We start from the raw sequence: 25,323 nt of genomic DNA, 5'->3' as shown, positions 1-25,323 counted from the left end.
CGCTGGAACATTTTATCTGTTTCTCATTAATAGCATTTGTATCAGTTTGGCTACGTTTCTGATTGTCCGGTTTCTGGGCTATCACCAAAAAGCATATCCTACGGCCGCCGTCGAACGGCGGGTTCGACATACCATCTGGCTGGCTGTATTGATTGTCGTAGTTCTCAGTAGCTACTTGGACTATCAGATTGTTCGCAAAACGATTTTTGAGCAGAACGCGAAGCGCTTTGTTACGGCCGAATGTACTTTTCAATACCGGCAGGTTATCAATTACGCAGCCCGCTTGAATCGGCGACAGAGTACGCTGGAACTCTCGTTTGTGGGTGAGCCACTACCAAACGATTCAACTACCCTGCTACGGGCCAAAATGCCAGCCTACGGGCTGAAGGTTGCAAACCTGGTCGTTAAACAGGGGAATTTTAAAGATACGGAAATCGACGTAGACGCCCTTAAAACCACGCTGGCTGACCAGGTTATTCAATATAGCCAGGCATCCATTTCTCGAAAAGACCACACCATCGACTCCCTTCTTCGGTATATTGATTTGACCTAAACGTCGCGATTGCCAGTAGCGGATTTGCGTAACGAACTCAAGACACTCATGCCGGATGTGCAGACGTTCACTGCCACCCACTCGCTGGTTATGAATGAAACCAGCAGCAAACCCGATACGGTCATGCTAGTTTATGCCAAATTTTCCCGTCGGCATACACCCGGCGAAAAACGACGGATCGAATGCTGGCTGCAAAGTCGAACCAAAAGCAAACGGATTAATTTATTCATTGACTGAACGGAACCTGACCTATCTATTCCCTTTTGGCTGAATTAGTGCAATCAAGCAGGCATTATGGCCAGTCAGGCAATCGGAAAGGTTCGAAAATACAGGTCAGCCATCGGAATCGGTTGGTCCGGTAATAATAGCCGCGCAATTATTCTTCAGCCCCAGGCGTCTGGTAATCAGCCCGTCGTATGCCATGTCCACCTCAAACTGACTTTTTTCCAGGCCTTGTTGAATGGCTTGCAGGGTTTTGGATTCATCTTCGACCACTAAGAGTTTCATCACGTAACAACCTTAAATAATGAGCCGGACACCACCCAATTCTTCAACGCGGTACTGAAATCGCTGACCGGGGGAGCCAATAAACATGAAATTGGTGGGTATACACCATTTTTCGCATAGCTCCTGAATTAGCTCTGGACCGAAATAACCGTTAATACGTTCGTAGGAAACATCAATTTCGGGATAAGCCCGATCAAGGGTTTCAATGTCCCGGTGCAAGTGTTCCGGTGCTTTAAAATGTTCATTCTCAATTGTTACGATGCGCAGCCTGTTAGTTTCCTCATTACTTTGTATGTAAATCATTACCCGATTCAGTGAGGCTATGTCGTCGCCTTTCGAAAAGAAAACAAATTCCTGATCGTTGATTTCTTTAATGGTCTGGTTGGTCCAGCTTGTCAATCGCTCGATGCTGCGTTTGAGTGGTCTGAAAAAATACAAAATCACCGATAAAAAGCCCGTTAAGATCAGCGACCGGTCCATCATCATCAGGGCAATCAGAAACGTGGGTATAAAGTATTCGAAAAAGACCCAGACGTACTTGGGATTCAGCATGACGTTTCCCGATAGGGCCAGACCCACAGCGAGCAGCGCCAGTAATACCGAACCGACAGTGGCTTTTTCGGGGCGGGGAAGGCGTTTCCGGCGGAGTTTAAGCAGCAGATTCCCGATCCCAAACAAGCCCATTACCGACAGAAACGAAATGGTATAGACCCCCGCCAATGCCTGAAGGTTTCCATTCGTACTCAGCAGAATCGCTACGCAGAGGGCAAAAAACAGGAAAAGAATGTAATAGGGTGCCTGACGACCATTTTCTTTCAGGAAAAACTGGGGAAATATTCGGTCCAGCGTCATGCGTTTCATCAGGCCGCTTACCCCCACAAATGAGGTAAGTACGGCCCCGCTCAATACCAGCATGGCATCGAGGGAAACCAGCCAGGCTAGCCAGTGACCACCGGAACGCTCACCCATAAAGGCCAGCAGGGATGCCTCGTGGTTGTGCACCTCGCCAATTGGCATGATACTCAGGGCCAACAACGCAATCAGTGGATTAAACACCGTCACGATAAGCCACATATTCCGCAGCGTTTTCGGGAAAACACCTCTGTCCTGTTCTTCGACGTAATTGGCCGAACTTTCGAAACCCGAAATGCCCAGCATGGCGGCTGCGAAGCCCGCAAAAAGCTGAAAGGAAATACTGTGCTCAGATTTGGTGGCAAAGTTGATCGAAAACTGGCTTACCCCGTGGGTGAATACATACCAACCACAGACGCCACATAACGCAACCAGCGTAACCAAATGGATGATAAAGATAATGACGGCGGCTTTCGATGATTCTTTAAGACCCAGTAAATTGAGCAGGAAAAATAAAAGTAAGAGCCCTACCGTGCCCATCATGATCGGTACGGATGGAAAGAACGAAACCGCATAATGGATCGCTTCATTGGCCGAAATCACACTCGTGGCTACGTAAGAGAGGATGGTAAGGCAGGCTGCCAGGGAAGCCGCCGATTTGTTGGCCGAGTTGAGCAATACGTTGTATGCCCCGCCATTGAGCGGTAAAGCGCCGACAACTTCCCCATATATCTTTCGAAATAAAAACAACGTACCGCCCACCAGGAGCAGGGAAATCCAGGCGTATTGACCCGCGTACAAAATACTCAGCGCTGACACGTACAGACATGACGAACTGATGTCATTACCACAAATGGCGGTTGCCGGTAGCTCACTAAGTTTGGTATGCGTGCTCATCAGTAACGTTTGTTAGTATGGTGTTGAAGGTAGACAATACTACGCATTCTCCTACTTTATTGGTCTTGCCTCAGCGAATTCATTTCGGAACCAGGCCTCCTGCTGCAGAAACGGAATGAGTTGAGTTAATTGAAACCAAGTTTCGCCACTCCGTTACTATGCTTAACGACAACTTAAGATCTGATTAGAATTTGATAAGAGGGCGTATAAGTGCGGGTGGCAGGCTGCCTCCAATGGTACTAACTCGCTACCTTGTGGCTTTATGATACGAATTAAATCCTGGCTATATTATAAGTGTACGAATGCCTGATAGTAAGTCGGGCGAGGTAGCGGGGCCATCCCATGCCGGTTCGGTTGGATCGAACCAATTCTATCCAATTGATTTTATCGTTTCATCAGTTTAGCAATCAGACCCGTCCAGCCAGTCTGGTGACTGGCCCCTAGGCCATAGCCCGTATCGCCGTCGAAATATTCGTGAAACCAGATGTAATCCTTAAAGTGTGGATCGGTCTGTAATTTGGGGTTATCCCCAAAAACAGCCCGGTGACCTTTGGTATCTCGCAGAAAAATATGGTCCAGGCGTTGGGTTAGTGCATCGACAATGGCCCCGAGCGTGAGCATCTTATCCGAACCGGTTGGGTACTCAATCTGAAGATCGTCTCCGTAGTATAAGTAAAAGCGTTGGAGGGATTCGACAATCAGAAAATTCATTGGGAACCAGATCGGTCCGCGCCAGTTGGAATTGCCACCGAACAGGTTAGAATCGGAAGCCCCGGCGGTATAATGAACGCCAAAGGACTTGCCATCGACCAGAAATTCGTATGGATGCTCCAGGTAACACCGCGACAAGGCGCGAATCCCGTAGTCCGATAGAAATTCTGTTTCGTCGAGCATTCGGGTCAGTATTTTCTTCAGCCGGTCTTTATCCAGCAAGGCCAGCAGATGCCGCTTTTGCTGACCCTTTGTTTGCCAGCTTGGTACCAGTTTGGCCAGTTGCGGGCGGTACGTTAAGAGCCAGTCGATGCGCTCTGTAAATTTGGGCGACTGCTTGAGTAGCGTATCGTCCAGCACTTCGATGGCAAACAACGGAATCAGCCCAATCATCGAGCGAACTTTCAGGGTTGTCAGGGCTTTGTCCGGCGTACGTAATACGTTGTAGTAAAACCCGTCTTCGTCATCCCAGAGGTCCACACCCTCATTCCCCAGGTTAGTCATGGCACCCGCGATGGAAAGAAAATGCTCGAAAAACGTAACGGCCAAATCCTCGTAGACCGGGTTTTTCTGGTTCAGTTCCAGGGCGATCCGCATCATATTCAGCGCATACATGGCCATCCAGGCGGTGCCATCGGCCTGTTCGATGTACCCACCGGTTGGCAGGGGCGCGTTGCGGTCGAACACGCCCAGGTTGTCCATGCCCAGAAAGCCGCCCTGAAAAATATTGCGGTCGTTGCGGTCCTTTCGATTCACCCACCAGGTGAAGTTGATCAGTAATTTATGAAAAATCGTTGCCAGAAAGGCTGTGTCGCCCCGCCCCTCGTTTCGCTGCTGGTCCATCTGATACATCCGGTAGGCCGCCCAGGCGTGTACCGGCGGATTGGTGCCACTGAAATTATTCTCATAGGCCGGAAGCTGCCCTTCGGAACCCATGAAATACGTATCGGTCAGCAGGGTGAGCTGCTGTTTGGCAAAGGCGGGGTCCAGCAGGGTCAGGGTTATGCAGTGAAAAGCCAGGTCCCAGGCAGCAAACCACGGAAACTCCCAATTGTCAGGCATCGACAGGATACTGGCCGTATGAAAATGGACCCAGTCGCTGTTCCGTCCCGTTTTGCGCGACGCGGACGGAGCCGGATACGCCGGATCACCGTCGAGCCAGCGCGCTACGTCGTAGTAATAAAACTGTTTGTTCCAGAGCATACCGGCCAGCGCCTGCCGTTGTACCCGTCGGACATCGTCATCCGCCGTATTGCCCTGAAGCGTCTGATAAAACGCATCGGCTTCCTGACGACGGGTTTTGAGCATCGGGTTGAAGGACGCAAAGGGCTTTTTCAGGGTGGGGTCCGCCAGTCGTAGCCGTACCGTTTGCTCCTGGCCCGCCGGGATCGTCAGCACGTAATGGGCGGCTGCTTTGGTCCCCTGCATCCCCGGATTGATTGCCTCGTGATCCCCGTGAATCAGGTAGTTGTTAATACCGTCTTTAACGTATTGTTCCCCCGATAGCGAACCGTACAGCCGTTGGGTATTGGTCTCATTGTTGCAGAACAGCAAATCTGGTTCTTGGTCGCAGAACAGGCACTTATTACCCAGCGTTTTATGAGAAGCATGAATGGTTCGCTGCGGTCCGACCGACAGCCGGGGGCGGGTATCGTTGTAGCCCCAGGCCCACGTATTGCGGAACCAGAGTTGCGGTAATACGTGTAACGTAGCATCATCCGGTCCCCGGTTACAGGCTGTTATCTGAATCAGGATGTCGTCGGCATCGGCTTTGGCGTATTCGATGAACACGTCAAAATAGCGATTGTCATCGTAAATACCCGTGTCGATTAGTTCAAATTCCGGCTCATGCTTACCCCGGCGCCGGTTTTCTTCGACTAATTTCTGGTAAGGAAATGCCTGCTGGGGATACTTGTAGAGCATTTTCATGTAGGAATGCGTGGGCGTGTTATCCAGATAATAGTAACACTCCTTCACATCCTCGCCGTGGTTGCCTTCAGGACCCGACAGCCCAAACAGGCGCTCTTTCAGGATGGGGTCCAGCCCGTTCCAGAGAGCTACCGAAAAGCAGAGAAGTTGCTGGTTATCGCAGAGTCCGCCAATGCCTTCCTCGCCCCAGCGGTAGGTTTTGCTGCGGGCCATGTCGTGGGTGGTATAGCTCCAGAGGTTTCCGTCCGGGCTGTAATCTTCCCGTACCGTTCCCCACTGGCGCTCACTCAGATACGGCCCATATTTATACCAGTCAGCCTTTCCCTGATGAACTTCCTGGAGTCGATTCTGTTCGTGATTCATACGTAAGGTGGTTATGAATGGTCATTCAGTGGTCATTAAGTCTTTAGTAGTCATTCACATTATTTTTCACGGGCAGATAATTAACAGGCTGTGAACACCCAATGACAATCTAATGACAACCCAATAACGATATACTTACTGCTGAGCCATTAGAAAGGAGACAAGGTCGTCTAATTCGGTTTTAGTCAGCATCCCACCATAGGCGGGCATCTCGCTGGCACCGTTTACAATCTGGATGTTAATCTGTGCCCGTGTCCAGGTGCGACCAATCTGGCTTAGATTCGGACCTTTAATGCCGCCCTGCCCGGTAATCTGATGGCAGTATTGACAACCTTTTTTATAGAACAGAATCGTCCCCCGCTCTAGTTGCGGATTCGTATAATGCACGAACTGCGCCAAAGGTTTAGTCTTAAAGCGGGGCGACCAGGGCGCAATTTCACCTGCCACTAACAAGCTTCCCACAAACACCACTACGCAGACCACGCCGAACACGGCCCAGGGCCGGCGGATGGGGCTACGTTCGCCGGTACCCGAAAAAAACGGCAGCGCCAGCAACGCCAGAATGGACAGGATTGGCCCCACGAAAATGACAATCGACTCGATTTTGGGCGGCATCAGGGCAAACAGGGCGAAAATCGGCAGCATGTACCAGTCCGGTGCGGGCGAGGTCTGGATAATCGACGGGTCGGGTGGTTGCGTCAGGGCAGGTGGGCCGACCAGCACGGCGAAGCCAATGATGGCGATAATCACCAAAGACCCGAACATCGCATCGCGCCAGGCCGCATCGGGCCAGAACGGTACACCTTCGCGCTTGAGCATGTCGGCGTACCACTTTTTATAGGTTTTCGGGTCAACGGGACGACCCGCTTTGGGGGGCTCGGAAATGCCATTCTGAAACACTAGGTACAGATGAAAGCCGACCAGGGTAAACATCAGCGCCGGAAACAGAAAGACGTGAAACGCAAAGAAGCGGCTCAGCGACTGCCCACCAATGGTATCACCCCCCATCAGCAAGCGGGCAAGGCTAGTACCAATGAGTGGAATCCGGCCCAGATTTTCGGCGGCTACCACCGCCGACCACACACCGTTGGAATCCCAGCGCAGGAGTTGCCCCGTGAACCCCATGGCAATGGTCAGAAACAGCAGAAAAACCCCACTAATCCAGCTCATTTCACGCGGGTACTTGAACGACGCGGTGATATACACCCGAATCATATGGATACCCACCAGGATAATCATGCCCGATGCGCCAAAGTAATGAATGCCCCGCAGCACCTTGCCGAAGGTGGCCTGATCGGTAATGAACTGCAACGAGGCATACGCTCCTTCGGAGGAGGGTTGGTAGAGCAGGGACAGCCCAATGCCGGTTACGACCTGGAGAATAAAGCAAAACAACGTACCGCTCCCAAATACGTAGGCCCATTTAGCCCCCGGCGGAACGAGGTGTTTGATCAGTGGACCCAGGTTGGCAGACAGTCCCGTTCGATCCTCGATCCAGTAGCCGATTTTTTGCAGAATACTCATGTAGTCGAGTCGTTGCTGAACGTGGTAAGGGGAATCGGGGCGGTACCGATCTGGACCTGGCCGTTTTTTACCTGAACGGGATACTGCTGCAAGGGCCTCGGTGGCGGACCAGCCGCGACCGACCCATCTTTGTAATAGACCCCGCCGTGGCAGGGGCACATGAACAGTTCCGCATCGGCTTCCCAGCGTACCGGGCAACCCAGGTGGGTGCAGTTTACCGAGAAGACGGTGAATTTATCGTCCGTTTCGCGCCGGACCCAGGCACCGGTTTTGCCCGTCGTACCCGCCCAGGTTTTGGGATCGGCATTCTCAAACTTAACTAGTTTGGTGGTGCCCACCTGAAAATCGTCGGGCGAGCCGACCGGGCGCCAGACTTCGGGTTTGTCGTGCAGGAGCGGGGCAATCAACGCGCCAACCACCGGCACACTTACTGCTGCCGCAGCCAGACCCCCCAGTCCAAGGCTCACCTTCATCATGAAGTCCCGGCGGCTATCACCTTCAGTCGTTGTGTTCTCGTCGCTCATGTCGTAGTTCCGTTATCCAACCGGTCAGGGCAATGCTCATCACCACCAGCCCCGCCGTACCAATGATCCATCCCGCCAATATTCCCCACACCAGCAGTGCCAGGCCTGCCGCCAGAAAAAACGGCCAGTACGTTGGGCGGGGCAATTGCCGCGGCCGGGCGTTGCTCCAGTTGGCCCGATTCGTCAGGTAGTGTGTTTTTTCGTCTGGGGTCATGCCTTTTCGCCTTCCAGTATCAGGTTAGTTTTGGATACGCTTATTACGTCATCCCGCTCCATTAGCCAGTTAAATAAGAGGTACATTGCCCCCGTCAGATAAAGAAAACAGCCAGGCACCCACATGAGCAGACCCGCCGTTTGTTGGTCAGTAGCCGGGTCGAAACCCCAATCCTGACGAATCAGATGGACTAATCCGTAGTAGTCTACACCGGTGTAGGTTTGATAGAGGCCAACCGGCGCGAATGTAATGAGCATACCCAGCGCCGAGCAGCCTACGCAGGCCGTGAACAAATACAGCACACCCGTCAGCGGATGAATGCGGTATTGCCTGAACGGACCCGCCACCGGCCACACAAAACAGATGCCGGCCAACACCACGCTCAGCGGATGCAGAACGTGCACTACGTTCATCCAACTAACCGTTGAGGTTCCCCCTATTCGACAAAGGGGAATAGACAGAATATTCCCATAGGCCGTTGCAAAGTCGTGGGCCATCGTCGCATCATATACCGCCGGAATGTGCCAGAACCACATCACGCCAAGACCGGTCAGCCAGCCCAGCCAGGGCCATTTTCCAAGAAACGCTGATACCTGCATTAGCGGAGTTACTATCTTGGTATTCAACTGCTTTGGAAGGCCTACTACCAGCATCGGTGCCACGACTAACAGGAGCAGCATGTGCCCTACCATGTGGGCACTAATTAGGTAATGCGCTCCTAACGTATGCAGGGGCGATAGTTGCACAAGGCCCATGAGCAGCAGGCCCACGCTATACAAACCCGCTCCAGGTTGCCACTTCCAACCCGACAGTATTCCATACAGAACGCCAAAGCCGGCCAATGTCAGCCCGGTAAACCAGTCGAAAATCCAGTAGCTACTGAGTTGATTCATGGCCGCTTAGGGTTAAGAAGTGAGGCAGTATGTAGACGAGCGTAAACACGATAACCCAGACAACATCGACGAAATGCCAGTAGATTCCCACCTCACTGATGACACGCGAGCGTGAGCTATCGAAATCGCCTAGAAAGGCCAGATAGAGTACCACCGACAGGACAATCAGGCCAATCAATACGTGAAGTCCGTGAAAACCCGTGAGCGTGAAAAAACCGGTGGCAAATGTACCCTGACTGATGGTCAGCTTGTTGGTTAATAAATGATTGTATTCACGGATTTGACCGCTCAGGAAAACGAAGCCCAGCACAATCGTAGCCAGCAGCCAGCCTTTTAGCCGACCCGGTTTTCCTTCCCGAAAATTCACTTCGGCTCGCCAGAATGTAAAACTGCTCGACAGTAATAACGCTGTGAAAGCCGCCGTCGCTGGTAAATCCAACATAGTCACCGACTGCGGTTTAAAGCCCGGATAGTAGGCGAAATACACAAAGCCCATTATCAGCGCCAGAAAAAAGATGGTTTCAGTGCCCACTACCAGTTTTATCATCAGTTTAGATTCCATAGGTGTCGTTAGTTGGTGCCGTATTTATCGTCTTCTGATTTTTTTTGGTCGCCGATTTCGGGGTGATTCAGATCGTGCAGCGGCCGAAAACTCAGCACCGGCGGCAGCGTCGTAAAGTTCTTAAGGGCCGGTGGCGAGGTCGTCAGCCATTCCTGCGTGTAGGCGTCCCAGGGGTTATCGGGCGCATGTTTCCCCCGTTTGAGAGTTTTATACAGCAGGTACATAAACACAAGCATCGATACACCCATCAGTAAAGCCCCCAGCGTCGAAACCAGGTTGAGCGACCCGTAACCGGGGATGTTGGGGTACGTATGCACCCGCCTAGGCATCCCAATCACACCCAGAATGTGCTGAACAAAAAATGTCAGGTTGAAGCCAATGACGAACAGCCAGAAAAACCAGCGGCCCAGCGTTTCGTCCATCATCCGCCCCGTTATTTTGGGGAACCAGTAGAACAGACCGGAAAACAGACCGAACAAACTACCGCCCAGAAAGACATAGTGCAGGTGAGCCACGACGTAATACGTATCGGTCAGTTGCCAGTCGATAGGTACGATGGCGAACGAAACCCCACTCAGCCCACCGATGGTGAACTCGACTAGAAAGGCCGTCGCAAACAACATGGCGGTCGTAAAGCGGATCGAGCCGCCGTACATCGTGCCGAGCCAGTTAAAGATTTTGACGCCCGTTGGAATGCCGATGAGCATACTACTGGCGGCAAAGAAGCTATTCATGGTGTTGCCCATACCGGTCGCAAACATGTGGTGTACCCAGACCCCAAAGGCCAGCAGGGCAATGGCCATCCCCGACCCAACCACGAATGGGTAGCCAAAAATAGGTTTGCGCGAAAACACCTGAAATACTTCCGAGAGAATTCCGAACGGTGGCAGCACCACGATGTAAACCTCCGGGTGGCCAAACAGCCAGAATAGATGCTGCCACAAAAGAGCCGACCCGCCACTGTTCGTGTTGAAGAAATGCCCATCCAGTTGCCGATCAATCAGCAGCATGACCAGTCCCGCGTTCAGTGACGGAAAAGCCGCCAGAATCAAAAAGCTGTTGATCAGGATCATCCAGACAAAAATAGTCAGGTGTTTATAGCTCATGCCCGGGGTACGCAGGCTGACGATGGTGACGATGAGGTTAGCCGCCGTGCTGACCGTACCGATACCCGCCAGCAACAGACCAATGCAATAATAGTCGACACCTGGTGTGGATGAATACTGCGTCTGGTTCAGCGGGGCATAGTTGAACCAGCCTGTATTAGGCGCTCCTCCGGCCAGAAAACTAAAGTACAGGAGTAAACCACCGAAAAAGGCGATCCAGAAGCTAAAGGCGTTCAGACGGGGAAACGACATTTCGTTGGCCCCAATCATCAGGGGCGTCAGGTAGACCGAAAAGCCGAGAATAGCCGGGGTCAGCACGAAGAAAATCATCGTTGTGCCGTGCATGGTAAACAACTGATTATACGTATCCGGTCCCAGAAACTGGCTTTCCGGCACAATCAGTTGCCAGCGCATCAACAGCGCCATCGCGCCACCAACCAGCAGGTAAAACAAGGCCATCAGCAGATACAGAATACCAATCTGCTTATGATCGACCGATGAGATCCACTGCAACAATCCCTGACTGGTCGTAACGCCAGCGCCAGGTAGAGATTCCTGAGGTTCAGGTAATTGGATATCCGTGATCATTTGAGCGTCGATAAATAAGCGACCAGTACGTTCAGGCTGTCTTTCGGGTAAATAAATCGGGGCATCAGGGAGCCGGGTTTTACGGCCTGCGGGTCGTGCAGCCACCGGTGCAGGTTGTCCCGATTGTTGGGCATCATACCGGCCAGCATCGTCTTGCGGCTGGCAAAATGCGTTAAATCGGGTCCAACGTTGCCCTGCGCGGCCGTGCCGCGAATGCGGTGACAACTCCCGCAGGTTTGTCGGTTGAAGAAAGCCGCTCCCGTTTGGGCGGCTACGTCCGTCGGTGTAACGGCGTTTTGCCCACGCTGGCTGAGCCATTGCCGATAGTCCACTTCTGATTCGGCCACTACCCGAATGCGCATCCAGGCATGTTGAGCCCCACAGAACTCACTACAGGCACCCTCATAAACGCCCGGCTTACGAATAGTTACCCAGAGGTGATTCGTCCGGCCCGGAATGGCGTCCATCTTGGGACCCAGTTCCGGCACCCACCAGTCGTGAATCACATCGGAAGCCGCTACGTGCATCAGAATTCGGCGGCCGACCGGCAGGTGAATTTCGTTGGCGACGATGGCTTTCGTGCCGGGATACCGCGCTTCCCACCAGAACTGATGACCCGTAATCACGACGTCGGGCTGGCGATTGGGGGCCGGGGGCAGAATGTGCTTCATGGTTCGGGCGGTCAGCAAAAAGAAGCCGCCCACCATCAGCGTCGGAATGCCAATCATAAAGGACTCGACTACTTTGTTGCCCGTAAACTGCCGGGGCTCTCCATCGCCGGGTTTGGCCCGAAACTTCACCACGACATAAATCAGCAGCCCGATCACGACTAGCAACACCGCCATAGCGGCTATGATGAAGTAGATGGTCAGGGAATAGATTTCGCCAGCCTCATACGATGCGGGCGAGAAGATGGAGGGGATAAACAATGGATAAGTCATTCGAAATTGTTTTCCCTGGCCGATGGGGTTTGCGATAGCTACGTGGCTAAAGTCTTCTCTAGTCGTGGGCGCACAGAAGGTTTACTTGTCTATCCTTTCTGTCCTATTTTTTTAAAAAGGTACTCAAAAGCACTCCAAGCGTTCTCTATTAGAGAGCTTATTAATTGAAATTTAACAGGTTAGTACTAAGCGCTCATAAGCACTTGATTTACCTGACAAATGTAGAATTGCCCAATTATCCTGTCTATGACATCCATCACCCTGTCCTATGATGGTTAACGGCTTTACTTCTGCGCTTTCTCAGTCGGTTAATTGGCTTCTTAAGGAATAGAAATTTCTGTTTATGAATTTCTGGCAAAGTATTTCAAACTTTTCGGCTGGTGGGTTGACGGGTTAGCTATCAGGCGAAATCAGACTCGATCTTACAGGATGATGGTCATCATTAGCCAGGATGATAACCATCATTGGCGACTCCACTAGAATCCGATACTTTTGGTCACCTTCAACAAGTCGATCATGTCTTCCCGCTCTGTCATCCGATGTTTACGCAGACTCTACCTCCATAAACGAACGAACTCTGTTAATTCGGTAGCTACGCTGATATGTATTATCAAAGCGATACGGACGTATTGCCGTCAAACCTCCGATTACCGGGACCCTGCCGAGAGCGAATCCATTAACGCTTACTTAAAAGTGCATTTGTCAAGCCAGAGCTGGCTATGTTGGCAGCGTTTACGACCCATAGAACGAGCTGCATTTGTTAATAATCAGGATTTACTGCCTTAGAATGCGCCATCGCTTAACGCATTTTACAGGCGGCTAAAAGAATATGAAGGAACGATCTACGCTCCCTTCAAATTCTGGTACCAGGCCGAGGATAACGTACGTACTGAATTAATGTCTTTGACGAAGAATTAATAACGAAATGGAGGATAGCCACTTAATCCATTGGGAGTAGCTCTCCTGTTCGATCCAAATTGGGCAAATCGTTTACTCCTGTGGCTTCCTACTAAATAGATTTTAGTGTCTTTTACCACTTGATTGCTTGTTTTAATAGACAACGGTAATGATTACAGCCATTGATTTTCAGGATGATAACATTGTTGGCTTCCGTATGACTGGTACGATTACGAAAGCCGATATTAAGCCTTGGGCCGGAAAACTGGACCGGAAAAGCGATACGCTGGGTAAACTGCGTGTTTATGTGGAAGCGGACGATATGGATGCCGTTACGGTGAAAGCGGCCCTAACCGACCTGAAGTTTGACGTAACGCACCTGGGCGATTTTGACAAAGCCGCCTTTGTTTCGGATGATACCTGGACCAAGATTTCAACGTTCCTGGCCGATCTGGTTCCCGGCATCCATGCCAAACAGTTTTCGCTGGACGAAAAAGAAGAGGCTCGACAGTGGATAAAAGCTGACAAATAGAGCGCCGGATGCTAAAGACTACTTATTCTCCGCCTATTGACTCAACGGCTATTCCGCCCGGCTGGAGTTATAACCCATCCGAATGGCGTGAACGGTGTCCCCTTGTGGCTGGAGCCAGTATGGGTTTACTACTGGCCCTGTACCTGAGTGCTTATCAGTTGCGGCTGATTCCCAGCATTTGGGACCCTTTTTTCGGTTCGTCCTCCAGTGAGGCTGTTCTGAATTCGTCCCTTGCGAAGGCATTGCCCATTCCCGACGCTTTGTTAGGGGCGTTTGCCTATTTACTGGACGCCGTTGGTGGAAGTCTGGGCGATGCCAAACGCTGGAAAACCAGTCCCTGGCACGTCCTGTTTTTTGGCGTTGTGGTAGGACCCGTCGGCGTAACCAGTTTATCTCTGGTGATTGTACAGCCTGTTTTAATACATGCTTGGTGCAGCTTATGTCTGGTATCGGCAGCTATCTCGACGCTGTTAATTGGTCCCGCAATGGATGAAGTACTGGCCAGTCTACAATACCTGCAACGGGTGAAGCAAAACGAATGGTCAGTCTGGAACGCCTTCTGGGGCGACAAAGAAATCAGTTCAACTGTCATCTGATCATGTGGGCCAAGCTCGTTAGCATCGGAATTGGTATAGGATTGATGGTTTTACCGGCCGTCTGGAATCTGCCCAAACCTGTAGCCAATCACGAACATATCGTCGGACCAATTATCGTGTCGATGGCGGTCATTTCCATCAGCGAGTCGACCCGTAGCGTCAGGTACGTAAATATGCTGGTTGGGTTGTGGCTGCTGATTGCTCCGTGGATTCTTCATCATCAGGGTACACACTTAGTACTGACTGAAATGAGCTGCGGCCTGTTGCTAATTGGGCTTTCGCTCATCCGGGGAACCATCAAAAATCGGTTCGGGGGTGGCTGGCGCTCGTTATTCACAAAAAAACCAGCCCATAGCGTGGTTACTACGTCAGCCGAAAGAAAGTAAGTTTCTAACTTAGGATAAACACAATGGATCAAGGGAAAAAAGTAGTGGTCGTTACCGGGGCATCCGCCGGATTAGGTCGGGCGATTGTCCGGGAATTTGCCAAAGAAGGCGCCGACGTGGCCCTAATAGCCCGTGGCATCGATGGACTCGAAGGCGCCAAAAAAGAAGTAGAAGCCTGTGGGGGACGGGCGCTCATCTGCCAGCTCGACGTAGCCGATGCGGAAGCCATTGAGAAAGCCGCCGATGAAATTGAGGCAACGCTCGGACCAATCGACGTGTGGGTCAACAACGCCATGAACAGCGTTTTTTCGCCCATCAAAGAAATGAAAGCCGAAGAATACAAACGGGTAACGGAAGTCACGTACTTGGGCCAGGTATACGGAGCCATGTCGGCTCTAAAACGAATGCAACCGCGCAACCGGGGCAGTATTATTTTCGTTGGGTCGGCCTTAGCGTATCGGGGTATTCCGCTGCAATCAGCGTATTGTGCGTCCAAACACGCCATTCACGGTTTTTACGATTCCCTGCGTACTGAACTGCTGCACGATAAAAGTGAAATAAAAACCTGTATGGTGCAGCTGCCCGCCATGAACACCACCCAGTTTGGCTTCGTCAAGAGCCGTTTGCCCCGCAAACCCCGCCCAATGGGTACCATTTATGAGCCGGAAGTAGCGGCCAGGGGTATTGTGTATGCCAGCAAGCACAATCACCGGGAATATTACATTGGCTGGCCCACCGTCGAAGCCATTGTCGGCAATAAGTTAGCGCCAACGGTGGTCGACTACGTACTGGCAAAGACAGGCTTTGATGGTCAGATGACTTCCGAACCCGAGTCGCCCGACCGGCAGGATAATTTGTGGGAACCGATACCCGGTGACCACGGTGCCCATGGTCCTTTCGAGAACCAGTCGTGGTCAATGAGTCCGGAGTTCTGGGCGGCCAAAAACAAGTTACCCTTGGCTGCTTTGAGTTTGGCAGTGATAGCGGGAATATTTCTGACTATCAGGAAATAATTGCGGCTATTGCTGCCACTAAAAAAGAACTCGTTGGGGTTCTTTTTTAGAACTATGTCTACTGCAACTCACTGGGTAGTTCCAGGCCATTGACTTTATACCAGAGGTCCGGATGAGCCTGTAAGTTCTTGATGATCGTTGGCAAGGTTGTCATCAGGGTATATCGCGGTTGCCAGTTCAGTTGCTGTTTCGCTTTGTCGATATTTAGTTCATAATGGTCATCGGCCCGCTCAATCATCCAGGGCTTTATGAACGGATCGCCCACCAGATCCTGCGCATAGGCACCCGCTTTGGCCAGTAGTTTGGGAAGCTCAATCGTTGTCCAGTCGGTTCCGTAAAGTACCTGTCCGGTTGTTTCCTGAATCTCCCCGTAACTGACCGGTTTCGCTTCGCCGATATTGAAAACAGTTTCCGGTGCCAGTTGATGATGCTGTTCAATAGTGAGACGGATGGCGTCCACCACATCGTCTATGTGAACGTAGGCATTGCCCGAAGCCGTATCGCCCGAATAAAAATGACTCGTTAGCGTACGTTCGTAGATCCGCTGAATCTGATGAACAACCGGCACCGAGTGCCCCATTTCGTTGTAAGCTCCAGCAATTCGTAGAATCACCGTTGGAATCTGACCGCGTTGCTGGTGAATAACGTTTTCGGTTTCTACTTTCGATTTTGGATAATCCCAGGCCGGATCGAGCGGGGCATTTTCATCGAGCGGATGACCGGGCGTCGTTGGCTTGTAGATGAGGTTACTGCTCGAAAAAATAAACTGCTCTACCTCAAACGATTGCAGGGCTTCCAGCAGATGCTTTGTGCCCTGCACCGTTAGGTTTTCATACAACGGACTCGGTTCGCCGGAAAAATCGTAATAAGCCGCCAGGTGAACGACGGAGGCAATCCGGTTGCCAAACCGTTCGCGTACCTCAGCTAGTGCCTGTTCGATACTGGCTTTGTCGGTCATGTCGGCCGTGATACAAACGGCTTCTTCAGGCGGATAGGGTGGACCAGCCCGGTCAAACCCAATTACGGTATTGAGTAAACCTAGTTTGTGAACCACGGCGCTGCCAATCAGGCCACTGCTGCCCGTCACCAGAATTACATCTTTCTGAATAGACGGATCGGAAGGTTGAGTCATCTTAGTAGGGGCTATTCAGGATTTTTATTTTATGTATTTATCCCAGCCACTATAGTGCTGGGTGATGGGACCAAGCGGAATAGCCAGCCAGGCAATCAATAGTCCAACCACGACGCAGCTAATGCTTATGCCCAGTGGAGCATTGCCGGTAAACCAGATACTTCCGGCCACGCCCAGGCCCAGTAATACGTTCAGATACCGTCCGATTCGTAGTACTTCGCCCATACTGAGCACTGATACGACCACAATGAGCGATCCGCAGAGGTGGTTCAGGCTGGCGGCCGGTGTCTGAATCGGAACGCCGAAGAGGTAGGGCGAAAAGACCAGCCAGATGCCCAGCATCGTTGATACGGTCAGCGTCCAGGGAAAACTCATTCCCCAGATCGAGGCTTGAAAAATAGTGCCACGTTGCGCTGGAAAATTGATCAGTTCGGGTGAGCGTTTGTCCATGTCGCCTTCGTCGATGCCGCCCCCTTTCCAGAACACCTTCCAGAACCCTTCGCCTTTTTTCGTCTGCCGGATCATGTACTGAATCATGGCAATCACTTCATCGACTTCCAGCGGGAGCATAGGTAACATAATGGAAGCTGCCAGAATACAGAACGTACACCAGTGACCCACTAGAATGGGCTGCGAGATCACCAGGAAAATATGCACGAAACCCAGCGGAATGACCAGAATACCAAAGAACGTAACCATCCAGGGCATAGTCCGCCAGCGGGCCGAGCTGCCCATAAAGCCCATCAAAAACTCAAATGTATAGGCCAGTGACCCCAATCCAGCATCGGATACGGGCAACGAATGCGACATGGTCGAATTCAGTACCTGGAGCGTACTATTGCCGAAGAATGGGTCCCAGGAGTGGTCGATGTAGCCCAGTTGAAAAGCCGCGAGGTAGCGCGATACCATCCAGCCCAGAAACCCCGTCACGATCATAATCCAGCGCTGGGGCCAGCTCGACGGATTATAGCTCCAGCCGGGGGGCGTATCGGGACCCATTTCCATGTAGAGAATCATGTTAGGCATACCCGGAATCAGCACCGTTAGACCCATGACCAGCGTACCTACCAGTGTATCGTTGACGTAATTGGCCGCCGAAGGTGACCATAAAAACAGGGGAGCCATGCTCAACCAGATGCCCACAAAGCAACAGATCCAGACGCTGATGGGGCGGTTGGGGGATAGTGACCGATAACCAAAAATAACCAGCAGCGTCCCACAGACAATATCACTCCATTTTAAGACCAGCAGCCGGTCGGCCAGGGAAATCCAGACCGAACGGTCTCCGCTGGGCATGACGACCTGTTTGGTGTAATCAAAAGTGAGGGGTGAAAGAATGGTCCAGAACCCCAGAATCACTACCAGCCAGTAGACCCACAGCGTTTGTTTCTGGTGCATCTGGAGCATGTCCATCCGCTGCTCAGGACTCATCATCATGTCCCCGTCCTGACCGCCCATCTGCATATCCTTCATCTTATCTTTCGACGGGTCCTTATGCTCCTGCATCTTTGTCCGGGCCACACCCCGGCTCCCCATGTCCTGTTCCATCATTCCATCTGCTGTTAACTGGTGCGATATGACTTTAAATTGATACAAAGTTGTCACAGAAATAGGTTCTTGATTATCAATGCATTAATGCGCTTAATGGAATAACAAGCGGACTGGTACGATAGCTGGCGATAATGTCTGGCTGTCAACCTCACTACCAAGGAATCACCGTATCTGTTCTAATCGTATGCAGTACGGCTTGGCTTCGTCAGCTTACTTGATATAAAGATTGATTGTGCGTTTAGCCAGGAATCATCATAGAGTAGGGTGACCACGGTCATAGCTAACGCGAAACGTCAAGTCTACCTTTGGTTGATCAGTAACCGGATAAAGCTCCTGGTATACTCTGTAAGTTTTGAGTGGTAGACGGCTGATTACCAATTTTCCTGTTAAACGATTTCGCTAAAACATATGAAAACGATTCAATCAGTTATCCTTGCGCTCGGTGTGAGCCTACTCTTGGGGTCTTGTTCAACCATAAAGATGAATTTCGTAACCTCATCGGTCGTACCGGCTGCCACGGGCGAGGTAAAAGTTAAGAAGGACAAGAACAAAAACTATGTCATCAACGTAACGGTGCTCAACCTGGCCGACCCTAAAAAACTTACGCCCGCTAAAGAATCCTACCTCGTCTGGATGGAATCCAGCGGCAATTCGGTAAAAAAATTGGGTCAGATCGATACATCTTCTGGTTTGCTCTCCAAAACCAGGAAAGGCGAAGTGAGCGCAACTGCTGTAGCCGAACCTACCCGAGTGTTTATCACCGCCGAAAATGATGTTAGTCTTCAGTATCCAGCCGGTGATGTCGTTCTGACAACGAACCGGAAGTAAGTAGCTCACTCATACTTGTTCCTATCGCCAAATCCTGCCCACACCGATTCACTCGATTTTGGTTCGGCCAAGATTTGCTTTTCCTGCGTTGCTCAACGACGTCCTCACCAGATTATAGGTACCAATGCGCTCGTTGACATCCACCGCGCCGTTATCGGTTAGAATTTTGGCCGCCCGTTTGGCTTCCGAATCAGTCTGGGCCTGTATAATAACCACCGAACCTGTGGCTGCGGTTTGGGTGAATGTATCGATTTTGCCCGGATCATCGTCAAACACAGAACGCAAAAAGGTTTGGAGACTATCACCGCCCGTTTCAGATTCGTCAAGTAAGGCTTCACTGGGCAGACCACTTCCATTGGTGGATGGATTTGGCACCAACTCATCATCCGTGAGGGAAGTCCCCAACTGGTGTGAAAGCTCAATCGTGTTCCTGGGCGTGCCGACCCGGATTAATTGGTCAACGGCCTGCTCGGCTGCCGATGTCGTAGTAAATACACCAATGACTGTAAGTCCCATGTAGGATAAGCGTTAAAGGATAAACGTATAAATTTGGTACGTAAATGGCTACCGATCAGTTAAAATGCCATAGTTTATCTTAATTCATCGGGTACCTATGCCCTTCCGGGTAGGCTGTATGAGCTTTGTTTGACGATGCTATTTGGTGAACGGATCAGGCTATCCCAGCCCGTAACCGTTGGGTCAGTACGCCCTGAATGATGCCCAATCCAATCAGAAACAGGCTCCCAAATTGCAGGGAGGTCGGTTGCCCTTCCGGTCGCATGATAAGCACGAACGCAAATCCGCCCGCCAAGAGCACACAAACAGCGTGAATAACTTCGACCCAGTAATCTTTGTCGTCATTGGCCCGGGTGCCCAGAAAATAAAACATGGCTTCGATGGCTTGCAGAAAGGCGTAAATAATGGCCCAGAGCCCCAGTATATTCACCGTTGTTTTTAGTGATGAATCCATCTCGACCAGCAACGTAAGTCCAAACAGGCTGTCCCGGATGCTCGAGAGGAGATACCAGGAATTATCGCGTTGACCGCCCTGCCGACGGCGGTAGCCAAACCAGGCCGTACTCAAACCCGCCAGTACCAGTAACCCGCCCAGTAGACCCGTGTATAGCGTGGAGGCTTGGATGGGATACATGAATAGAATAAGACCCATCAGTACGTAGCAGCCACTGTGCAGATGCGTGAGCCACCCCGGCGGGGTTTGTTTTTTGGTGATTGTTTCCATGAGTATGTAGTTGTCGTATTACGGATGGCGTGTCTGCCGAATGGCCGTTGCTAGGGATGAATTTATGGGTAAGCCTTCCAAATACGCTACCCGCAGGATATGCGAGAAACAAGGCGTGTTGGACTGAATTGGTGACTGAAGCTGCTGCCAGGCTTTGCGAACCGTGTTGATTAAAATGGTTTCTGATTGAGTGGCTGGTAGGTGGGCGAGTAGAACAAATCCCCAAAGCCGTGGGGCATACGTAGCATAGAATTCCCTGAAGGCCTGTGGGGGCGGTTTCGTAGGGTGTGGTGGGGGCGTGGTAAAGACGTTCATAGCCGTTGATCAGACAAGGCAAAGGTCACTCGCTTAAGCGATCCGACCTATGAGCAATAATTCTACCCATACAAACCCCCATCAGACAGCACCATGATGGAAATCAGGTGGGCACCTGCTGAGCGTGAGCCTTGTCAGCGCTTTAGATGGTTAAGTTTATCAATGTCCAGCAACGTAATCTGGCTCCCGTTCACATCAATCAACCCCTCGGTCCGTAGATCACTTAGAATTCGGATGACGGTTTCGGTGGAGGCTCCCACCAGGTGCGACCAGTTTTCCCGTGAAAGCATCATCGGTGGGGATGTATTGGCATCCTCCGGGCGAACCGGCTGCAAGGCACCAGCGTGGACCCGCAGTCCACTGGTGTGGTCTATCCTGGGCGAAGTGACTGAACCGTCGGTGGTACGGCTATCCGAGCGGTCCGCCGATGCGGTGCGGTTTTCCAATTGCCCAGGATCACTGAAAGGTGAATAATATTTACGTTGAACCATCAGCAAGGCTTCGGCGACCCGTTTGCGTACCGACTGATAAGCCAGTTTCAGCAGTCGATCCTGATGAGCGGCCACATTCCCCGCCAGCAGGCGGATAAATTGGTTGGCCACTGCCTGATTGTGATAAATCAGGGCCAGAAAATCGGCTTTGGGAATAGTACATACCTCGGAATCATCCAGCAGTTCGGCCGTTTCGGGGTAAACCGTTTCTTCCAGCAGCGCCAGGTAACCCACAAAATCACCCGCCCCGAACAGAATCGTGATGAACTCATTACCGCTAAGATCGGTTTTGGACAGTTTGACTTTACCTCGGCGGATGAAATACAGCGCTGTCGGCCAGCTACCCGCCGTAAAAAGCCGGTGTTTCCGACTAAACTGCGCGGTAGGATAATTATCGCAGAGCGACTGGTGGGTATCGGTTTCCTGTAAGAGGGCACTCGTCAGGTTGTCTAACCCTACGGGGTTTTGGATTGGCTCGGTTTGCCCGCGTTCGCCTTTCTGGAGCCGTACGGCCACCGTGTTCAGCAGCGTATGGTCGTCGAAGGGTTTAGTTAAATAGTCATCCGCCCCCAGGTTCATGCCGTAGCGAAAATCCGTCAGCTCCGCTTTAGCCGTCAGAAAAATAAAGGGCACATCGGCTAAAGCAGGGTCTTTCCCCAGAATATGCAGGACACCATACCCGTCGAGTTCGGGCATCATAATATCGCAGATAATCAGGTCGGGGCGCGTCTGACGGGCCAGCTCGATGCCCTGTTTGCCATTGGCGGCCTGCAACACCTGGTAGGGGGCTAACTGGAGAATTTCGGCGATGTTCTCCCGCATATCGGGGGTATCTTCGATGACTAATATGGTTTTCATTTAGTTGGCATAGCTAAGGGTAAGTGGATGGTAAAGATGGTGCCCGAATCCAGCTCACTGGTAAAGGTAATGGTGCCGCCCAGTAAATCAACGTAGCGTTTCACGATATAAAGACCTAAGCCGGTTCCTTCCACATGCGCTACGTTGGAGGAGCGGAAGAAGCTGATAAACAGTTTGTCTTTATCGATATCAGGAATGCCGATGCCCTCATCTTTGACCATTATCCGAAGCTGATCGTCCTCTACGGCGGTTGTTAGTTCAATTTCTCTTTCCTCGGTGGAGTACTTACTGGCATTCACCAGCAAATTAATGAGGATGTTCTTCAGCATCTGACTGTCGATCGACAGCGTGGTAGGGCCTGTCCCATGCCGATACACCAGCCGTTGACCCGGTTTAATAACGCCATGCATATCCTCCATGACTTCCTCACAAAACAGCTGGATATCGAGCAGTTCTGGTCGGCCGTACATCGTTGCCTGCTCCATCTGGCTGAGCGAGAGAAAATCATTGAGTAGCCCCGTCAGACTCAGTACGGCTGATTTGATCCGCTGCACATGCCGCTCTCGTTTGTGGGCCTCGTCCGGCCCGTTGTAGCGACCGATCAGGGAGGCCGACGAAAGAATAGTCCCCATCGGGGTGCGAAACTCGTGGGAAGCGAGTGTGACGAAGTTCGACTTCAATTCATTCAGCTCCCGTTCCCGAGCCAGCAGTTGATTGGTTTGCTGGCGGACCAGTACTTGTTCCGTTACTTCAGTGGCCATAACAAATACGCCGGAAATAGAGGTGAGTTGTTGCCCACCATTGATTTCCCGCAGGGGTTCATAGATGAAATCAAAATAGCCGGTCTTCAGCCGCCCGTTCCGAAAAAGCTCGATGCTACGTTCATTGGTTCTGAAGGCTTTCCCCGTGCGCATGACCTCCTGTAACAAAGCATCAAGGCCTTGTTCTTTTAATTCGGGTAGCGCCACCAGCAACGGCTTTCCCAGCAGATCCCCAAGCGCGGATCGGCCTACCAGGTTCAGGTAGCGTTCGTTGGCCATTTCGTAGACCAGTTCCGGACCACGCAGGATGCAAATGGACACCGGAGCTTGAGCAAAGAGTATCCGCAGATTGGCTTCACTGGCTTCGATCTGCTGCCGGGTGCGTCTGCGCTCAGTTGCGTCGCTGGCCGTTACCAGAATGCGGCTCACCCGCCCGTCAGCATCGGGCAAAGGCTCATAAACGAAGTCGAAATAAACGGTAATGAACTGGCCATTGCGGTTAATGATGGCGGGTAGCTCCTTGCCCACAAAGGGTTGCCGGGTGGCCATAACATTCATGAGCAACTCTTCAAAGCCCTGACCGGCGGCTTCGGGCAGAGCCTCGAATAGGGACTTACCCATCACTTGGGCTTCGGTACGTCCCCAGATGGCGCATACGCTGGGATTGGCGACTTCAATCACAAAACTGGGTCCCTCAAATATAGCCATGCCGACGGCGGCTGACCGAAATACCCGTTGCAGATAGGTGGCATTGGCCTCTACCGCCTGGCGGGCCAACACCTCTTTGGTAACCTCGTAGGCAATACCGCTGAACCGCTCCAGTTTACCCTCCGGGCTAAAGACCGAACGGCCCTTGAAGCGAACCCAGCGCAGGCGTCCATCCTCGGCTCCGATAGTACGGTATGTAAGGTCATACTGTCCGTTCGAGCGGGAACTCATCTCCTGCCGGACGGTTTGATTCACTAGGCCTACATCATCGGGATGTATGTGCCGAATAGCGGCCACATAGGGAATATCCTGATTGCTGGTCAACCCAAAAAGCCCGGCGCTCCGGTTATCCCAATGCACCAGGTTGGTTACCGGGTCTACCTCCCAGATGCCAAATTGAGCGGCCTCGATGGCAAACCGGAAGCGGGCCTGCTCTTCCCGAGCCATGATTACTTTTTGAGTCGTCTCCTGACAGATGACCAGCACCCCGGCTACCTGACCGGTTTCATTCCGGATGGGGCTATAACCAAAGGTCCAGTACACGTTTTCGAGTTGCCCATTTCGATGGATCGGTATCAACTGATCTTCGGCTCCAACCGATTCCCCCGCCAGTACCTGGTCAATCATCGGTTTAATCGCGTGCCAGGATTCGGGCCAGCAATCCTGCCCGCGTTGCCCCAGCGCCGTGGGGTGTTTGCCGGTCGTGCCCAGGCTGGGCCGATACGCGTCGTTGTAGAATTGAATCAGTTCAGGCCCCCACCACAGAAACATAGGTGCCTGCGCGTGGAGCATCATATTCAAAATGGTGCGCAGTGGTGGGGGCCATTGTTCAGGCAGGCCAATGGGGGTTTGCGACCAGTCTTTGGTACGGGTCAGTTCGCCGAGTTCACCCCCGCCCGCCAGGAAGGCCCAGGTAGCGACATTGGTTACTGCCATAGTGCGTCATTTAGTGGATATGTACAAAGAAAGTATAGCCAACCTACTACATTTCATGGGTTATTCTGTTGGCTATCCATAAAAAACCGTTTCGCACTTAATCAGCTACAACTGACTGTGTGTAGGTTATTTCACCCGTCCGGTAATTATTACGTGATTTATATCGAACCCGCGTTTAAAAAACAAACGTTAAGGGCCTGGGCAATCGGTTTCATATCCAGCGATGATACTGGCTTTTGGATATAACTATTAATGCCGCTTTGGTAAGCAGTCGCTACCTGGTCAGGATGAGCGGAGGTCGAGAACATGACGGTCGGAATGTATTGAAGCATTGGATTGGCTTTGAGAACCAACAGTGTCTCCAGCCCATTTGATTTGGGCATGTTTATATCCAACAGGATCAGATGCACCGGATGGGGAGAAGGCTCCTGCGACCAATTATCTAGTAAGGATAGCAAGTGATCGCCATCTTCCGCTTCTATAATCGTTACTGAAGGATCGGTAGCGTGGATGGCCTGACGGATAAAATACCGGTCGTCGGCATCATCGTCCGCCATGTAAATGAGTGAGGTAGTCGTTTTCATTGGTTAAGTCGATTACGTGCATTCGGGGAGCATAAAGGTGAAGCGTGTAAAAAACATAAACTATGACGGATGTCAACCCCGAATATGATGGTTTTCGAGCTTATTGCATCTGGACAGGGTGTTTTTGGCGAATCGCCATTTCCTTTGATTCGGGCAGGTTTACGGAGCCAGTCCTCTATTAGTCCGATAATGGTCATATACCCGGTTGACGTTCATCATAGTCGGGCGGGCCAGGCATTCTTATCTTTACGCCACGTCAAAATCTGGCTGGTGGTTGGCTATCTATACTAGTCGATAACCCAGATCGGTAATTGACGATACCTTTTCATGG

Annotated in this window: 26 protein-coding genes; 8 read left to right on the top strand and 18 right to left on the bottom strand. The window is 51.6% G+C overall.

Annotated elements, in window-relative coordinates; translation table 11 throughout:
* Positions 1-46 precede the first annotated feature (46 nt).
* Complete coding sequence (locus CWM47_RS39445) at positions 47-553, top strand: hypothetical protein (RefSeq protein WP_240625536.1); 507 nt, start codon at positions 47-49, stop codon at positions 551-553.
* 24 nt (positions 554-577) lie between these two features.
* The gene (locus CWM47_RS39440; protein WP_240625535.1) at positions 578-790 is read left to right on the top strand and encodes a hypothetical protein; all 213 of its coding nucleotides are present in this window, start codon (positions 578-580) and stop codon (positions 788-790) included.
* Positions 791-886: 96 nt separating this feature from the next.
* On the opposite strand, the gene CWM47_RS31000 is transcribed toward CWM47_RS39440, so the two are convergent.
* From CWM47_RS31000 to coxB, 10 genes are all read right to left on the bottom strand, one after another.
* Positions 887-1,060, bottom strand: a complete 174-nt coding sequence (locus CWM47_RS31000; RefSeq protein WP_394341960.1) for a response regulator — start codon at positions 1,058-1,060, stop codon at positions 887-889.
* A 12-nt stretch (positions 1,061-1,072) separates the two neighbouring features.
* Positions 1,073-2,809 (bottom strand): APC family permease, encoded by a 1,737-nt coding sequence (locus CWM47_RS30995; RefSeq protein ID WP_170069466.1) that lies wholly within the window; start codon positions 2,807-2,809, stop codon positions 1,073-1,075.
* Between the two features lie 384 nt (positions 2,810-3,193).
* Complete coding sequence (locus CWM47_RS30990; RefSeq protein ID WP_100992437.1) at positions 3,194-5,812, bottom strand: MGH1-like glycoside hydrolase domain-containing protein; 2,619 nt, start codon at positions 5,810-5,812, stop codon at positions 3,194-3,196.
* A gap of 135 nt (positions 5,813-5,947) precedes the next feature.
* A complete protein-coding gene (locus CWM47_RS30985) occupies positions 5,948-7,336 on the bottom strand; it encodes a cytochrome b N-terminal domain-containing protein (RefSeq protein ID WP_100992436.1) in 1,389 nt (462 codons plus the stop codon).
* Positions 7,333-7,860, bottom strand: a complete 528-nt coding sequence (locus tag CWM47_RS30980) for a QcrA and Rieske domain-containing protein (RefSeq protein ID WP_100992435.1) — start codon at positions 7,858-7,860, stop codon at positions 7,333-7,335. Before CWM47_RS30980 ends, CWM47_RS30985 begins: the two co-directional genes overlap by 4 nt.
* Positions 7,835-8,074, bottom strand: a complete 240-nt coding sequence (gene ctaF, locus CWM47_RS30975) for an aa3-type cytochrome oxidase subunit IV (RefSeq protein WP_100992434.1) — start codon at positions 8,072-8,074, stop codon at positions 7,835-7,837. The genes CWM47_RS30980 and ctaF overlap by 26 nt, the downstream gene beginning before the upstream one ends.
* Positions 8,071-8,967: a cytochrome c oxidase assembly protein gene (locus tag CWM47_RS30970; protein ID WP_100992433.1), complete on the bottom strand. Its 897-nt coding sequence runs from the start codon at positions 8,965-8,967 to the stop codon at positions 8,071-8,073. The genes ctaF and CWM47_RS30970 overlap by 4 nt, the downstream gene beginning before the upstream one ends.
* Complete coding sequence (locus CWM47_RS30965; RefSeq protein ID WP_100992432.1) at positions 8,951-9,529, bottom strand: cytochrome c oxidase subunit 3; 579 nt, start codon at positions 9,527-9,529, stop codon at positions 8,951-8,953. The genes CWM47_RS30970 and CWM47_RS30965 overlap by 17 nt, the downstream gene beginning before the upstream one ends.
* A gap of 8 nt (positions 9,530-9,537) precedes the next feature.
* Entirely contained in the window at positions 9,538-11,223 is a 1,686-nt protein-coding gene (ctaD, locus tag CWM47_RS30960; RefSeq protein WP_100992431.1) for a cytochrome c oxidase subunit I, read from the bottom strand.
* Positions 11,220-12,164 carry a cytochrome c oxidase subunit II gene (coxB, locus tag CWM47_RS30955; protein WP_100992430.1) on the bottom strand — a complete coding sequence of 315 codons (945 nt, stop codon included), beginning with the start codon at positions 12,162-12,164 and terminating at the stop codon, positions 11,220-11,222. Before coxB ends, ctaD begins: the two co-directional genes overlap by 4 nt.
* A gap of 1,066 nt (positions 12,165-13,230) precedes the next feature.
* Here coxB and CWM47_RS30950 point away from each other — a divergent pair.
* From CWM47_RS30950 to CWM47_RS30935, 4 genes are read left to right on the top strand one after another with little or no spacing between them, the layout of a single operon-like run.
* Positions 13,231-13,593, top strand: coding sequence for a SpoIIAA family protein (locus CWM47_RS30950; protein ID WP_100992429.1), 363 nt, complete (start codon positions 13,231-13,233; stop codon positions 13,591-13,593).
* 8 nt (positions 13,594-13,601) lie between these two features.
* Positions 13,602-14,189, top strand: coding sequence for a vitamin K epoxide reductase family protein (locus CWM47_RS30945; protein WP_100992428.1), 588 nt, complete (start codon positions 13,602-13,604; stop codon positions 14,187-14,189).
* A 2-nt stretch (positions 14,190-14,191) separates the two neighbouring features.
* Positions 14,192-14,575, top strand: coding sequence for an SPW repeat domain-containing protein (locus tag CWM47_RS30940; protein ID WP_100992427.1), 384 nt, complete (start codon positions 14,192-14,194; stop codon positions 14,573-14,575).
* Positions 14,576-14,598: 23 nt separating this feature from the next.
* Positions 14,599-15,588 (top strand): SDR family oxidoreductase, encoded by a 990-nt coding sequence (locus tag CWM47_RS30935; protein ID WP_100992426.1) that lies wholly within the window; start codon positions 14,599-14,601, stop codon positions 15,586-15,588.
* Positions 15,589-15,646: 58 nt separating this feature from the next.
* On the opposite strand, the gene CWM47_RS30930 is transcribed toward CWM47_RS30935, so the two are convergent.
* On the bottom strand, positions 15,647-16,720 hold the full coding sequence (locus tag CWM47_RS30930) for an NAD-dependent epimerase/dehydratase family protein (protein ID WP_100992425.1): 1,074 nt from the start codon (positions 16,718-16,720) through the stop codon (positions 15,647-15,649).
* Between the two features lie 24 nt (positions 16,721-16,744).
* Positions 16,745-18,325 (bottom strand): vitamin K epoxide reductase family protein, encoded by a 1,581-nt coding sequence (locus tag CWM47_RS30925; protein WP_317046669.1) that lies wholly within the window; start codon positions 18,323-18,325, stop codon positions 16,745-16,747.
* Positions 18,326-18,751: 426 nt separating this feature from the next.
* Between CWM47_RS30925 and CWM47_RS30920 the strand changes: the two genes are divergently transcribed.
* The gene (locus CWM47_RS30920) at positions 18,752-19,099 is read left to right on the top strand and encodes a hypothetical protein (RefSeq protein ID WP_240625534.1); all 348 of its coding nucleotides are present in this window, start codon (positions 18,752-18,754) and stop codon (positions 19,097-19,099) included.
* Positions 19,100-19,147: 48 nt separating this feature from the next.
* Here the strand turns inward: CWM47_RS30920 and CWM47_RS30915 are convergent, their stop codons facing one another.
* From CWM47_RS30915 to CWM47_RS30885, 6 genes are all read right to left on the bottom strand, one after another.
* Positions 19,148-19,615 carry a hypothetical protein gene (locus CWM47_RS30915; protein WP_100992423.1) on the bottom strand — a complete coding sequence of 156 codons (468 nt, stop codon included), beginning with the start codon at positions 19,613-19,615 and terminating at the stop codon, positions 19,148-19,150.
* 154 nt (positions 19,616-19,769) lie between these two features.
* The gene (locus tag CWM47_RS30910; protein WP_100992422.1) at positions 19,770-20,339 is read right to left on the bottom strand and encodes a DUF308 domain-containing protein; all 570 of its coding nucleotides are present in this window, start codon (positions 20,337-20,339) and stop codon (positions 19,770-19,772) included.
* 18 nt (positions 20,340-20,357) lie between these two features.
* Positions 20,358-20,654, bottom strand: coding sequence for a hypothetical protein (locus CWM47_RS30905; RefSeq protein WP_100992421.1), 297 nt, complete (start codon positions 20,652-20,654; stop codon positions 20,358-20,360).
* 134 nt (positions 20,655-20,788) lie between these two features.
* The gene (locus CWM47_RS30895) at positions 20,789-22,003 is read right to left on the bottom strand and encodes a response regulator (RefSeq protein ID WP_240625533.1); all 1,215 of its coding nucleotides are present in this window, start codon (positions 22,001-22,003) and stop codon (positions 20,789-20,791) included.
* Entirely contained in the window at positions 22,000-24,408 is a 2,409-nt protein-coding gene (locus tag CWM47_RS30890; protein WP_100992420.1) for a PAS domain-containing protein, read from the bottom strand. Before CWM47_RS30890 ends, CWM47_RS30895 begins: the two co-directional genes overlap by 4 nt.
* Positions 24,409-24,566: 158 nt before the next feature.
* A complete protein-coding gene (locus tag CWM47_RS30885) occupies positions 24,567-24,992 on the bottom strand; it encodes a response regulator (RefSeq protein WP_100992419.1) in 426 nt (141 codons plus the stop codon).
* Between the two features lie 69 nt (positions 24,993-25,061).
* On the opposite strand from CWM47_RS30885, the gene CWM47_RS30880 reads away from it, so the two are divergent.
* Entirely contained in the window at positions 25,062-25,283 is a 222-nt protein-coding gene (locus CWM47_RS30880) for a hypothetical protein (protein ID WP_100992418.1), read from the top strand.
* The last annotated feature ends 40 nt before the right edge of the window (positions 25,284-25,323 follow it).

Origin of the sequence: Spirosoma pollinicola, assembly GCF_002831565.1 — a bacterium.
GTDB classification, from domain to species: domain Bacteria; phylum Bacteroidota; class Bacteroidia; order Cytophagales; family Spirosomataceae; genus Spirosoma; species Spirosoma pollinicola.
Note: the sequence above shows the minus strand (reverse complement) of the source record. Positions and strands in the feature narration are given on the sequence as shown.

Coding starts and splice junctions, on each gene's coding strand:
- CWM47_RS30910 (WP_100992422.1), bottom strand. CDS start 20,339: ATGGAAACAATCACCAAAAAACAAACCCCGCCGGGGTGGCTCACGCAT.
- CWM47_RS30970 (WP_100992433.1), bottom strand. CDS start 8,967: ATGAATCAACTCAGTAGCTACTGGATTTTCGACTGGTTTACCGGGCTG.
- CWM47_RS30885 (WP_100992419.1), bottom strand. CDS start 24,992: ATGAAAACGACTACCTCACTCATTTACATGGCGGACGATGATGCCGAC.
- CWM47_RS30965 (WP_100992432.1), bottom strand. CDS start 9,529: ATGGAATCTAAACTGATGATAAAACTGGTAGTGGGCACTGAAACCATC.
- CWM47_RS30985 (WP_100992436.1), bottom strand. CDS start 7,336: ATGAGTATTCTGCAAAAAATCGGCTACTGGATCGAGGATCGAACGGGA.
- CWM47_RS30950 (WP_100992429.1), top strand. CDS start 13,231: ATGATTACAGCCATTGATTTTCAGGATGATAACATTGTTGGCTTCCGT.
- CWM47_RS30935 (WP_100992426.1), top strand. CDS start 14,599: ATGGATCAAGGGAAAAAAGTAGTGGTCGTTACCGGGGCATCCGCCGGA.
- CWM47_RS30905 (WP_100992421.1), bottom strand. CDS start 20,654: ATGAACGTCTTTACCACGCCCCCACCACACCCTACGAAACCGCCCCCA.
- CWM47_RS30945 (WP_100992428.1), top strand. CDS start 13,602: ATGCTAAAGACTACTTATTCTCCGCCTATTGACTCAACGGCTATTCCG.
- coxB (WP_100992430.1), bottom strand. CDS start 12,164: ATGACTTATCCATTGTTTATCCCCTCCATCTTCTCGCCCGCATCGTAT.
- CWM47_RS30895 (WP_240625533.1), bottom strand. CDS start 22,003: ATGAAAACCATATTAGTCATCGAAGATACCCCCGATATGCGGGAGAAC.
- CWM47_RS31000 (WP_394341960.1), bottom strand. CDS start 1,060: ATGAAACTCTTAGTGGTCGAAGATGAATCCAAAACCCTGCAAGCCATT.
- CWM47_RS30920 (WP_240625534.1), top strand. CDS start 18,752: ATGAATTTCGTAACCTCATCGGTCGTACCGGCTGCCACGGGCGAGGTA.
- CWM47_RS30880 (WP_100992418.1), top strand. CDS start 25,062: ATGTCAACCCCGAATATGATGGTTTTCGAGCTTATTGCATCTGGACAG.
- CWM47_RS30940 (WP_100992427.1), top strand. CDS start 14,192: ATGTGGGCCAAGCTCGTTAGCATCGGAATTGGTATAGGATTGATGGTT.
- CWM47_RS30980 (WP_100992435.1), bottom strand. CDS start 7,860: ATGAGCGACGAGAACACAACGACTGAAGGTGATAGCCGCCGGGACTTC.
- CWM47_RS30995 (WP_170069466.1), bottom strand. CDS start 2,809: ATGAGCACGCATACCAAACTTAGTGAGCTACCGGCAACCGCCATTTGT.
- CWM47_RS30915 (WP_100992423.1), bottom strand. CDS start 19,615: ATGGGACTTACAGTCATTGGTGTATTTACTACGACATCGGCAGCCGAG.
- CWM47_RS30930 (WP_100992425.1), bottom strand. CDS start 16,720: ATGACTCAACCTTCCGATCCGTCTATTCAGAAAGATGTAATTCTGGTG.
- ctaD (WP_100992431.1), bottom strand. CDS start 11,223: ATGATCACGGATATCCAATTACCTGAACCTCAGGAATCTCTACCTGGC.
- ctaF (WP_100992434.1), bottom strand. CDS start 8,074: ATGACCCCAGACGAAAAAACACACTACCTGACGAATCGGGCCAACTGG.
- CWM47_RS30890 (WP_100992420.1), bottom strand. CDS start 24,408: ATGGCAGTAACCAATGTCGCTACCTGGGCCTTCCTGGCGGGCGGGGGT.
- CWM47_RS30990 (WP_100992437.1), bottom strand. CDS start 5,812: ATGAATCACGAACAGAATCGACTCCAGGAAGTTCATCAGGGAAAGGCT.